11 protein-coding genes and 1 pseudogene are annotated in these 11,991 nt (G+C 61.1%); 9 read left to right on the top strand and 3 right to left on the bottom strand.

Annotation, left to right across the window (positions count from 1 at the left end):
• Positions 1-515 precede the first annotated feature (515 nt).
• Complete coding sequence (locus tag VL598_RS06165) at positions 516-1,277, bottom strand: TetR/AcrR family transcriptional regulator (protein WP_325325814.1); 762 nt, start codon at positions 1,275-1,277, stop codon at positions 516-518.
• A 483-nt stretch (positions 1,278-1,760) separates the two neighbouring features.
• On the opposite strand from VL598_RS06165, the gene VL598_RS06160 reads away from it, so the two are divergent.
• From VL598_RS06160 to VL598_RS06125, 8 genes are all read left to right on the top strand, one after another.
• Positions 1,761-2,141 carry a hypothetical protein gene (locus VL598_RS06160; RefSeq protein WP_325325813.1) on the top strand — a complete coding sequence of 127 codons (381 nt, stop codon included), beginning with the start codon at positions 1,761-1,763 and terminating at the stop codon, positions 2,139-2,141.
• Positions 2,138-3,001 (top strand): xanthine dehydrogenase family protein subunit M, encoded by an 864-nt coding sequence (locus tag VL598_RS06155; protein WP_325325812.1) that lies wholly within the window; start codon positions 2,138-2,140, stop codon positions 2,999-3,001. The genes VL598_RS06160 and VL598_RS06155 overlap by 4 nt, the downstream gene beginning before the upstream one ends.
• 6 nt (positions 3,002-3,007) lie before the next feature.
• On the top strand, positions 3,008-3,496 hold the full coding sequence (locus VL598_RS06150) for a (2Fe-2S)-binding protein (RefSeq protein WP_325325811.1): 489 nt from the start codon (positions 3,008-3,010) through the stop codon (positions 3,494-3,496).
• Positions 3,489-5,840 (top strand): xanthine dehydrogenase family protein molybdopterin-binding subunit, encoded by a 2,352-nt coding sequence (locus VL598_RS06145; RefSeq protein WP_325325810.1) that lies wholly within the window; start codon positions 3,489-3,491, stop codon positions 5,838-5,840. The genes VL598_RS06150 and VL598_RS06145 overlap by 8 nt, the downstream gene beginning before the upstream one ends.
• Positions 5,841-5,896: 56 nt before the next feature.
• On the top strand, positions 5,897-6,793 hold the full coding sequence (locus tag VL598_RS06140) for an NAD(P)-dependent oxidoreductase (protein ID WP_325325809.1): 897 nt from the start codon (positions 5,897-5,899) through the stop codon (positions 6,791-6,793).
• A complete protein-coding gene (locus tag VL598_RS06135) occupies positions 6,790-7,527 on the top strand; it encodes a carbon monoxide dehydrogenase subunit G (protein WP_325325808.1) in 738 nt (245 codons plus the stop codon). The genes VL598_RS06140 and VL598_RS06135 overlap by 4 nt, the downstream gene beginning before the upstream one ends.
• 133 nt (positions 7,528-7,660) lie before the next feature.
• Positions 7,661-7,972 carry an NIPSNAP family protein gene (locus VL598_RS06130; RefSeq protein ID WP_325325807.1) on the top strand — a complete coding sequence of 104 codons (312 nt, stop codon included), beginning with the start codon at positions 7,661-7,663 and terminating at the stop codon, positions 7,970-7,972.
• A 12-nt stretch (positions 7,973-7,984) separates the two neighbouring features.
• Positions 7,985-9,190 (top strand): M20 aminoacylase family protein, encoded by a 1,206-nt coding sequence (locus tag VL598_RS06125; RefSeq protein WP_414718664.1) that lies wholly within the window; start codon positions 7,985-7,987, stop codon positions 9,188-9,190.
• A 240-nt stretch (positions 9,191-9,430) separates the two neighbouring features.
• On the opposite strand, the gene VL598_RS06120 is transcribed toward VL598_RS06125, so the two are convergent.
• Entirely contained in the window at positions 9,431-10,297 is an 867-nt protein-coding gene (locus VL598_RS06120; RefSeq protein ID WP_325325806.1) for an NmrA family NAD(P)-binding protein, read from the bottom strand.
• A gap of 376 nt (positions 10,298-10,673) precedes the next feature.
• On the opposite strand from VL598_RS06120, the gene VL598_RS06115 reads away from it, so the two are divergent.
• The gene (locus VL598_RS06115; RefSeq protein ID WP_325325805.1) at positions 10,674-11,588 is read left to right on the top strand and encodes a LysR family transcriptional regulator; all 915 of its coding nucleotides are present in this window, start codon (positions 10,674-10,676) and stop codon (positions 11,586-11,588) included.
• A gap of 202 nt (positions 11,589-11,790) precedes the next feature.
• Here VL598_RS06115 and VL598_RS06110 read toward each other — a convergent pair.
• Positions 11,791-11,991 (bottom strand): annotated as a pseudogene (locus tag VL598_RS06110) (nitrile hydratase accessory protein); the annotation flags it as partial.

The following is an 11,991-nucleotide window of genomic DNA, read 5'->3' as shown; positions in this document are numbered from 1 at the left end:
CGAACCAGATGCCACCGGTTTGCTGCAAACCATCCTTGATCGCTACGGCGAGACCGCCTGCCGCAGCCTTGCGCGGATCGGCAACACGATTGGAAACCACTACAAGACGGCCCACTAGGTCTCCTTTAAAAGACGGGAGTGATTCGTGAGCGGCATGGAAGATTGTTTCTTGCCGCGAGTCTGGTCCCCTTATCGCTGTTTTGTTGCGTCGGCCCCTTGCCTTGGTTCTTATCTTTTTTGCGTCTCGCCTGCCGTATCACGACGGCCTGCGATGGCCCCCCGAGTGACTAAAGCACTTGAGTCGGAGCCGGCACCACGCTGTCATTTATCTCGAAATTAGGCTCCAGATGCTAACACATACCTCGACGAACGGCCATTTTGCGCCCTGAACGGAGGCTTGGAAGCACGACCGCAAGCTGCGGACCCGCGCTTCAAGAACTCAAATACCGAGCACCACGCACGTCGGGTTCGTCTTCTTTGAACCCCAGGATCGTGAAAAGCTGTCGCTCAGCTTTTTATCTTGCGCGCGCGGACTTCGGCTGTGCCTTTCCACTCGCCGTGACCCTACTGTCGGCGAGCTCGGGCAGGTCGGGCAGCAACGCCGGAACGCTCGCCAGAAAGGATTTCACGCTCATTTCAATCACCTTCTTGACCGGCATCGGATTTTCGTTCGCGTAGATTCGACGACGAATGGCCAGGTGGGAAACAGCGCCATGCAAGATCCAGCCGATTTCCGCGAGTTCGTCCGGGTTCGCGGGAACGCCCTTGCGGGCATCGTATGCCACTTCCGTGACGACAATCTCCAGCGCGTGCGCGACGATCGCATTCGTATACGTTGACGCCATCCGCAGGTCCGCCAACGAGGAGTACAGAAAAAGTCGCAACCAGCGCCGCGTCATCACGGTCTCATAGTAATCCCTATAGAACGTCACAAGCCGCTTCTCGAGCGGCACAGAGCGGTCCTTCAGTTCGACGAACCACATCGCCTTGAAGATGCCGGCAACTTCGCGGTTGTACACCGCCTCTACGAGTGCCGCTTTGCTCGGAAAAAGGCTGTACAGAAGCCTTTGAGAAATGCCGCAAGCTTCCGCAATCGCGCGCGTCTGTGCATTCAGGCCATGTTCGGCAAAGTAATCGGCCGCCTTCGACAATACGAGCGCCTGACGTTCCGCGCGTGGAAGCCGCTTCGGCCCCGTCTTCGCCGCGGCCTTGCCGCTGGTTTGCCCGGGCGCTGCATGCAGACCCGGCTCCGCCGACTGTTTCGTCTTGGACTTCATGTTTCTCCAGATACTTGCTTCAAATTTCGGCCTTACAAGAAGTCGTCGTATGACGACTTCTTGTAAGGCTTGCCCACGTATCACCTGCTGTAATGGATTGCGACCGCGCCACCGCATCAGCGATGGCCGGCGCCATATCCGATGCCATTATGGCAGCCTCGCCCCGGCCTCGCGTACGGCTGCCCAGATGGCCAGACAAACGCTCCGCAACTCCACCGGCCTCGAACCTGACGCTGCGAGACGGCCATAAAACGGGCAATCCGCCTACAAAACTCCTCATCTGACGATATAGGCTGCACGTCTTGGGCGAGCGATAAGTACTGCGTCCTAACCGCACTACGTCATTGATATGTAAGGATTTGAAGCTGGGGATGCCAAGGTACCACTGCTCTGACGCAGACAACGGGTAGAATTCACAAGTCGTCAATTGACGAGTTTGTTCGAGCATACTTTTGCCAACGATTGCCACAAAGTCGAGCGACCATGAGGAGACTCAGTGCCGCGGCACGCGGTACGGTGCGAATGATGGATGAATGCGTAACGTTCGCAACGGTGCTCGACAATGAAACGCGCCAATGGCTTGGCACCTATCGCGGTCAGCCGACTTCGATCGGCCTGCGTGCCGAAGATATCGGCGAAGAGGCGCGCGATGCGGGATTTCTCATTGCAGACAAGATCGCGTCGCTGCCTCCCGTAGGTTCCGATCCGTTCATTGGGGTGCGCTGCGCCAACGAGCCGATGTTCTTCTGTATCGGCACTGAGCGGACTTCCACGCTCGGCGAGCGCGTATCAATTTCATTGAACCGTCGCCGCATTCACCCGTTCGATCAGGTGAGCGGCACCAATTTGCGTGGGTTTGCATGAAACCGGCTGCTTTTTCGTATCACCGCCCGCAATCGCTTGACACCGCGCTGGCCCTACTTGCCGAGTTCGGCTACGACGCGAAAGTGATCGCCGGCGGTCAATCACTGGGGCCAATGATGAACATGCGTCTTGCGCGGCCAATGCATGTCGTCGATCTGGCTGGACTGCCCGATTTGACCGGCATCGAGCGAGGCCCCGACGCATTGCGCATCGGTGCAATGACGCGCCACCATGATGTGGCTACGAGTGCGGACGTCCGCGCCGCCTGCCCTCTGTTGTCCGAGGCCGTCTCCACCGTCGGTCATTATGCGATCCGCCAGCGCGGCACGCTCGGCGGCAGTCTCGCGAACGCCGATCCGGCCGCGCAGATACCACTGATCGTCCGCACGCTGGGTGCGTGGATCGACGTCGCTGGTCCCGCAGGACAACGGGAGATTGCAGCGTCCGACTTCGTCGTCGCACCGATGACGACAACACTCGAACCCGAGGAAATCATTACGGCGGTGCGCTTTCCATGTCTACGCGCCACAGAAGGCTACGGCTTCGAACTCTTCACTCGCCGCCATGGCGACTTCGCCATCGGTGCCTGCGCGGCCACAGCGGTTGTCGAAGCAGGATGCTTCACTCATTTACGCATCGGTGTCGGTGGCGTCGACGATGTGCCCGTGGGTTTCGAGGAGATCTGCGCCAAGTTTATCGGCGAAGCCGCCGATACCACGACGATCGATCGTATCGCCGCACAAGTAACGGCGAGCATCGCGGTGCGCGATCAAGCAGGCGTCAGCGCCGAATACCGGCGCGAACTGGTTCATGTCCTCACGGCGCGTGCGCTTGCACGTGCCTGCCGGCATCGCTCATGAAGGCTCATGGAAACAACAGTCATTCATCTACAAGTCAACGGCGCAACCCATGAAGTGCGTTGCGAGCCCCGCAAACTGCTATCCGACGTGCTGCGCGAGGACTGCCGGCTGACCGGTACGCACGTGGGATGCGAACACGGCGTATGCGGCGCATGCACCGTGCAGATCGACGGCAAGCCCGTTCGTTCGTGCTTGATCTACGCCGTGCAGGCCGAAAACGTGTCGATCGAGACGATCGAATCGCGCGCGAAAGGCACACGCCTATCCGCGCTACAACAGGCAATGCATGAGTGTCATGGTCTGCAATGCGGCTTTTGCACACCCGGTATCGTCATGACGTTCGACGCCTATCTGCGCGAATACCCCAACCCCACTGCCGACGAGGTGCGCGACGTGCTCTCGGGCAACCTGTGCCGTTGCACCGGCTATCAAAACATCGTGCAAGCAGTGCTGCTGGCGGCCGAGCGGTTGCGCCTCGGAGGCGCCGATGTCTGAAACGACCTTCCGCTACCTCAATCGTGCCGTTCCTCGCACAGAGGACTATCGGCTCTTGACCGGACACGGCCGCTATATCGACGACATCGAAATTCCCGGTGCACTGCACGCCACTTTCGTGCGATCGCCGCACGCGCATGCACGGATCGCGTCCATCGATGCCAGCGAGGCGGAAGCGATGCCCGGCGTCGTCGCCGTGGTAACCGGTCGCGATCTGGCGCAATGGACGACAACGTTATCCGTTGCGCCCCCGATCGAAGGGCTGTACCCAGTCGAAGTCGCAACGATGCCCGTCGACGTTGTCCGCTTCCAGGGTGATATCGTCGCCTGCGTGGTCGCTGTCGACCGCTATTGCGCGGAGGATGCGGCCGAATCTGTCCAGGTCGAGTACGATCCGCTGCCCGCCGTAACCGACATGTGGCAAGCACTCGAACCGGACAGCGCCCAAGTCGACCCGAAAGTGCCGGGCAATCTCGTATCGCATCAGACCTTCGTGCATGGCGATCCGACCGACGCTGAACGACGCGCACATCGCGTCGTGGAGGCACGGTTCAGCCAACAACGGCAAACGCACGTGCCCATCGAGACGCGCGGCTGCGCCGCGTCGTGGGACGCCGGGCGCAATCACCTCACCTTCCATATCGGCACACAGGCGCCGCATCCGTTGCGCACGCAGCTTGCCGCGCGTTTGACGCTCGACGAGTCGCAGGTGACTGTCATTTCGCCCGACGTGGGCGGCGCATTTGGTCAGAAGATTGTGCTGTACCGCGAGGAACTGACTGTCGCGGCGCTCGCACGGCACCTGGGCCGCCCGGTGCGCTGGCGTGAAGACCGCTTGGAAAACCTCACCGCCTCGGCCAATTCGCGCGAGGACTTTTGCCGTACGCGCGCGGCCGTCGACGAAAACGGCAAGCTGCTGTCGCTGGCGCTCGAGATGCGCGAGGACTTCGGGGCATATTGCTTTTTCCCGGCCAACTATCTCGCGCGTGTTGTCGCGATGATTCTGAGCGGACCGTATCGGCTCGACCACTACGCGTACGACGTCAAAGTCGTGCTCAGTCACAAGGTGGGTAACGCGCCGATGCGTGCGCCGATGTCGATCACGAGCTGGGTGATGGAAGGCACGATGGACGCGATCGCGCGTGAGCTTGGGCTCGATCCGATGGACGTTCGCCGCCGCAACCTGGTCAAGGCAGAGCACCTGCCCTATCGGATGCCGACAGGCGAAGAACTCGAGGACATCACGCCGAGCGAAACGTTCGAGGCAGCGCTCTTAGCCATCGACTACACCGGCTTTCGCGTGCGCCAGCGCGAAGCGCGCGAGCAAGGCCGTTACCTCGGGCTAGGGCTTTGCAATGTCGTGGAGCCGACGACCTACGGCTCGCGGTTTTATAAGGCAGCGGGCATTCCGGGCTCGGGCCACGAGGCGGGCTGGATCCGCATCGAACCGAGCGGTGTGGTCAACGCGTCGGTCGGGCTCGGGCCGACCGGTCAAGGCTACGAGAGCGCGATGGCAAACGCCGTGGCCGAAGGGCTCGGTGTCGCCCCCTCGCGCGTACGCATCCACATGGGCCACACGGACATCGCGCCTTACGGGATGGGAAGTCGCGGCGCGCGCAGCGGGACGGCCGGCGGCGGCGTGCTGTATCTGTGCGCACAAGAAGCGCTGCGTAAGGTCCTTGCCATCGCAAGCGAGCGGCTCAAGGTGCCGACGACCGAGTTGCGCATGTTGGAAAGCCGCATCGAGCGGTTCGTTGGCGGCACGTGGGCCGACGCTGCACTCACGCTGACCGACATTGCGCGGCAAGCGTATCTCGATCCGACTTCGCTGCCGGCGGGACTGACGCCAGGGCTCGAGTTCCATCTCACCTACGATCCGCCGCCGATGACCTATTCGAATTCGGCACACGTCTGTGAGATCGAGCTCGATGTCGCGACAGGTTCGCTGCGGATTCTCCGCTACCTCGTCACGGAAGACTGCGGAACGTTGCTGAATCCGACGGTCGTCGAAGGTCAGCAGCACGGCGCGATCGCCATGGGCTTGTCGGGCGCGCTCTTCGAGCATGTGCACTACGACGAAACCGGCCAGAACACCACGGGGTCACTGGCGGACTATCTCGTTGCGACGGCCACGGACCTCCCCGAGATCGAGATCATCCCGATGCATACGCCGAGCCGCTCGACGGCTGCCGGTATCAAGGGCATGGCCGAAGGCGGCGTCATGGGCGCGCTCGGGGCGATCACCAATGCGCTCAATGATGCACTGACGCCATTCGGCGTCGTCGCCGAACAGCATCCTTTGACGCCGATGTACGTTCGCGACCTCTTGCGCGAGAAGCTGTAGCCTGCCTCGAACACTGTTACTGATTCACCGAATCCATTTACGGGACCCACGCTGAAATGAACAACCCACCTTCAGCCTTGCCGAATGTCGGCTTTATCGGCCTCGGCATCATGGGAGCGGCCATGGCCGCGCGCCTCGCCGCGGCCGGCTACCCATTGCATGTCTACAACCGCTCACGCGAGAAAGCCGAGCCGCTGCTTGCACAGGGCGCGCAATGGCATGACACACCGGCATCGCTTGCAGCGAATGTGCAAATCATTGTGACGATCGTCGGACGGCCCGATGACGTTCGTGGCATCTATCTTGGCGAGAACGGGCTGATCGCACACGCGCAGCCGGGCTCGATTTTGATCGACATGACCACGTCAAGCCCAGAGCTCGCGCGTGAATTGGCGGATCAGGGAACGCAACGCGGCGTCGACATTCTGGATGCACCTGTATCGGGCGGTGAGATCGGTGCACGAGAAGGCCGACTGTCAATCATGGTTGGCGGCCACCCCGATGTACTCACGCGCGTCGAACCGATGCTGCGCTGCCTCGGCACGAACATCGTGCTACAGGGCGGCCATGGTGCCGGCCAGCATGCCAAGCTTTGCAATCAGATCGTTATCGCCTCCACGATGCTGGGCGTTTGCGAGGGGCTCGCTTATGCCAAACGCGCCGGCCTCGATCCATCGACGGTGCTCGCATCGATCGGTAGTGGAGCTGCGGGCGGATTCTTGCTGAACAACCTTGGTCCGCGCATGGCGCGCGGCGATTTCTCTGCCGGCTTCTTCGTGGAACATTTCATCAAGGATATGGGCCTCGCAGCAGACGAGGCACAGAGGATGCAATGCGAGTTGCCGGGGCTCGAGTTGGTGCAGCGCCTCTACGATGAACTCGCCGATGCAGGTCACACCCGCTCGGGCACGCAGGCGCTCTTTGCGCTCTACGACAAGGACCACGTGAAATGAAGCTGACAGACAGCTGCGCGTTGCCCGCACGCCCCGAGGTGGTCTGGGCTGCGCTGAACGACCCCAAGGTGTTGTGTGCGGCACTGCCAGGTTGCAAGTCGCTCGAGATGCGCGACGAGCAGCATTTCGAATCGACGATACAAGTGCGCGTCGGTCCGATCGCAGCAACGTTTCGGGGCGAAGTCGAATTGGCCGACCTCGATGCGCCTCGCGCCTACACGCTGATTGGGCGCGGCAACGCGGGGGCAGTCGGCTTCGCGGCAATGAAGGCGCGCGTCAGCCTCGAGGCACAGGGCGATACAACACTGCTGCACTACGATGCCGAAGTCGAAATCGGCGGCAAGTTGATGAGTGTCGGCGCGCGTCTGATCGAGTCGGTCGCGGCAAAAAACATCGAGTCGTTTTTCAAGGCCTTTGCCCGGCAACTCGAAGAAAGCACCGCCGGTGCGGCGCCTCAAGCCGTGGCGACAACGGCAGGCCCGGCTGTCGAGGCAGTCGCACAAAGCAACGACACGGCAGCCGCGAAACCGGATGCCTCGGGCCACACCGGGACCGCGGTTGAACACACCGCGCCGGCTGCTGCCTTTACCCGGCCGGGAGCGGTGATGAGCGTTGCTGGCGATGCGCCGCAACGCCGAATGATATGGGCAGTGGGTGCGGCCGCCGGAGTGACGGGCTTTGCAGCCGGGGTAGGAGGCTTCGTGATCGGCTTCCTCTTTGCACACGCTGTCTAACGCGCAATCAGCAAGCCGCACGGCAGGGCATCCGTCACAGATTTGATGTTGGCTTGCTCGGCTGGGACGCCGAGCAAGCACACGGCAGCGCAATCGCCGCTGCGGTGCACTTTTTCGTTTTAGGAGAATCGCTATGTTGGTTGAAATGCGGACCTATCAGATCACCGCGGGCAAAGTCCCGGAGTTTCTCGCCATCTATGAGCGTGAGGGGCTTGGCATCATCACCCGGTATGCGCGCCTTCAGGGTTGCTGGACGAAAGACTCCGGCACGCTGAATTCAATCGTTTTCTGCTGGGCTTACGACGATTACGCACACCGCACCGCCCAGCGCGCGAAGCTTGCTGCCGATCCCGAATGGCAAGCTTTTACGCCGCGCATTCTGCCTTACCTCGTGCATCAGGAATCGGTGTTTCTCGCACCCACTGCGTTTTCACCGAAGGTCTGAACGAGTCGTAGCATGATCGGCATTTTTTCAAGCGAGGCAGCAATGATCGACGCAGCACTGATCGACCAGATGAAATCCTGGCGTCATAACTTGCATCAACACCCGGAGACTGCATTCGAAGAGGTTTCTTCGGCGCGGTTGGTCGCCTCTGTGCTGCGCGACTTCGGGTACGAGGTCCATGAAGGGTTGGGAAAGACGGGCGTAGTCGGTACGATGCGGCGCGGCGCCGGGCGCACGATCGGCTTGCGGGCCGACATGGATGCGCTGCCAATGGGCGAATTGAACGAGTTCGCGCACCGTTCATGCCATCCCGGCAAAATGCACGCGTGCGGTCACGACGGGCATACGGCCATGCTGCTCGGTGCAGCGGCATTGCTCGCGCGGGATAACAGCTGGAGCGGCACATTGCACTTGATTTTCCAGCCGGCGGAGGAAACGGCGGGCGGCGGTCGGGTGATGGTGGATGAGGGTTTGTTCGAACGCTTTCCGTGCGAGGCCGTATTCGGGCTTCACAACTGGCCAGGGCTACCGTTGGGCCAGTTTGCCATCAATGACGGGGCGATGATGGCCTCGTTGGACACATTCGAAATCACCGTCGACGGCAAGGGATCCCATGCGGCGATGCCTGAAGAAGGCATCGACGCCCTCGTGTGTGCAAGCCAGATCGTGATTGCATTGCAGACGATCGTGAGCCGGCGCGTATCGCCGAAGGAAGCAGCGGTAGTCAGCGTCACGCAGATTCACGGCGGCGAGGCCTGGAACGTCTTGCCCGACAACGCGGTGATACGCGGTACTGTCCGGTGCTTTTCATCGGCCGTGCAGGCACGGATTCGCGAGCTGATGCAAGAGATCAGCACGACGACGGCGCGCGCGCATGGGGCAAGCGCCACGTTCAAGTATTTCGAAGGTTACCCGGCGACCATCAACGAGACATCGGCCACCCAAGTCGCACTGCGCGCCGCGCGCGCGACTGTCGGTGACAGCGCGGCGATACTTGGCATCAAGCCGTCGATGGCTTCTGAAGATTTCTCGTTTATGGCCCGCGTGAAGCCGGCTGCCTATATCTGGCTGGGCGTGGATGGCGCAGTGCCTGGTGCCTCCCTCCATAACCCGCACTACGATTTCAACGATGATGCGCTTTCGATTGGGGCGAGTTATTGGGTGAACGTAGTGAAGGAGTTTGCCAAGGGATCGACAGTGGGCTCCGTTACTGTCTGACGCGCATAGTGAAAGCGTATGCGATCGCACGACAGCCGACGTCTGAACTTTCGGGCAACGCGCTGGGCACTCGTCGTGGAACTGCTGCATCCCGTGCGGCTATGTTACCTCTCGCTGCGACACGCGATCGAGCCGGTCTCTCCTCCTGCCCGAAAGAACCAGCCGCTGCGCGTTCAGGTTATCTTGTGATGCCATGGTTGGGCGATGCACAGCAGCACGCGTCGCCCAACCGGTTCCGGGTCAGACCGGACGCGACACAATCTCGCCCAGAACCGTATCCAGTTCGACCTGACCGCGGGTGACCTCGTCGGGGTGACTTTCGAAATCGATCCAGCCTTCATTGAATCCGTCCAGCATCCGCATCCGTGGCAGCGGATGCTTCATGCCCTCCGAGCGGAAAAGCGCTTCCCAGGTCTGCCTGTCGACAACCTCCGCGCGTACTGGGCGGCCGAGCACGCGGGCAAAGGCCGACGCAAGGTCGTTGGGGCTCACTCGACGCGGGCCTTCGAGCTCGACGATGCGTACGCCGCTCCATGTATGTCGGAGCAGTTCGGCCGCGACGCGGCCTACGTCGGCGGTGGCGACCATCGGCACGGGCTTGTCGAGCGGCCGCAGGTAACTGGCGATGACGCCAGCGTCACGTGCGGACGCAACATCCCATGCGGCGTTTTCCATGAACCAGCCAGGCCGCAGGAACGTCACCGGCATCGGCATCTCGCGCAGTGCCTGCTCCATCAGCGTGCGTTGAGTAAGCAGATTGACCTCACCAGCCTGTGCGCCGATCGTTGACAGGCAAACCACTTTTTCGGGCCGCGCCTTCAGAATCGCCGTGGACACAGCATCGACCACCGCGCGCGCTTCGGGAAACCCGGGCGCCGGATCGAACTCCGAAGGAGGCAGGATGAAGACGCCCGTCGCACCTTCGAACGTGGCGGTGAGCGACGAAGCGTCTTCCATACGGGCCGTCGCAAGTTCGCAGCCGCGCTCCGCCCACGAACCTGCCCGTGCGACGTCGCGCACTACCGCACGCACCGGTTGACCTGACGCCAGAAGCTCGCGGGCCAGTGCTCCGCCGACCTTGCCAGTAATTCCTGTGATTGCATACATTGCTCGTTCTCCATACGTGGAAATGCAGGGTGATGCGATCTACTAGTCGATGTCGGGCATCCCCGTCACCATCTCGTACTGGCTTCCTCAGTCTGTGCGTGTGCTGCAACGGGCAAAGAAATGGCTGCGACGGAAACGATGAAAATGCGGATGTTCATGGCAATCTCCTTTATGGCGAGACGAATGTCTCTATGAGGTGCATTCTGGAGAAGCGACCGTCGAAACAAAATGACATGGATGGCACTAGATAAGTGACCGAAAGTCACCAAAAAGCATGACTGGAATCGGTATCTAGCATTGCCGTCCGACACGGCGTTGCTGCGTGATTCTTCAGTCGATCACTTGCGATCAATCACTCGTGGTGGCCCGAGCAACCATGAAATCCAGTAGCGAGAATCTGTCTGGTGGGATTAACGTGTTCGCCGCCGTAGTCGATGCGGGGACGTTTGCGGCCGCTTCGGAAGTGATAGGAATGTCGCCGCCGGGCGTCAGTCGGGCGATCGCAAGGCTGGAAACGAGGCTGAAGATCCGGCTCTTCAACCGAACGACGCGCTCCGTCTCCCTGACAGAAGAGGGCCGCCGTTTTTACGAGCAGGTGATGCCCCACCTCGCTGGGCTAGAGGAAGCAGCCGCTGCCGCCGCAGGCGGCGCGTCGACTGTGCGCGGAAAGCTGAGAATAAATCTGGATCCCATCCTCTACCGCACAATTCTCGGGCAACAGCTTGACCGGTTCATGGACGCACACCCCGACCTCGAAATCGAGTTCATCGCGCGAGACAGTCTTGGCGATCTCGTCATGGACGGCTTCGATCTCGCCCTGCGATTCGGCGAGCCCAAAGCATCTACTTTGGTCGCGCGAAAGCTACTCGATAGCGGTGTTGTTACGGTCGCCGCCCCAGCGTACGTCGCTCATTGGGGACGCCCCGCAAAACCAGAAGACCTTGAAAGCCGAAATCACAGATGCCTCGAATTTCGTAACCCGGAGACCGGCAAGCCGTTCCCCTGGGAATTCCATCGCAAGCGCAAACGCATTATGGTTGACACCCGGGGGCGCCTCACGGTCAACGATCCCAGCGCGCTTCTCAACGCATGCCTCGCCGGTTCCGGAATCGCACAGATGCTGCTTCTCGGTGCCGAGCATCTGATTGCGGAGGGCCAATTGATCAATCTCTTTCCCGATTGGGCAGACGAGCGGTATCCCTTTTACGCCTACTACCCATCGCGGCATCACGTGCCTGCAAAGACGAGAGCTTTTCTTGACTTCGTTGTCAAGCTGACGAGCGAAAACTAGGCCGTCGGCGCGAGCCAGGTGGTGCGATTGCGGCGAACTGGCGAGGCGACTTCAATCGGCCGATTAGCCATCGTTAGCGGTCTTCCATAATCCGGCCACGAATGTCGATTTTTGGCCGAACCCCGACACACGACAAATTCTGAAAGGCATTCCTTTCGAGCGGCGCCGGGTACGGACCTCTCACTGGCCTGGAAGGGCACTGTCACCCGAGCTGGATCGGCTGCCCGTGGGGGGTATGGCGCGCAGCGACATCCCACGCATCGCGACGCTGCCGGAGCACGTCGTCTGTCACCAGTCCCTTGATGGTGCTGATGCGCTCCAGCGCCGTCAGCCAGTGACTGTAGTAAGTGTTGCCACGGTCCAGGTCACCAGCGGCCTGTGCATCACAGATTGCCTGATTGAG

Source organism: Trinickia sp. (assembly GCF_035492435.1).
GTDB lineage: Bacteria > Pseudomonadota > Gammaproteobacteria > Burkholderiales > Burkholderiaceae > Trinickia.
This window is presented reverse-complemented; position numbering and strand designations above follow the sequence as displayed.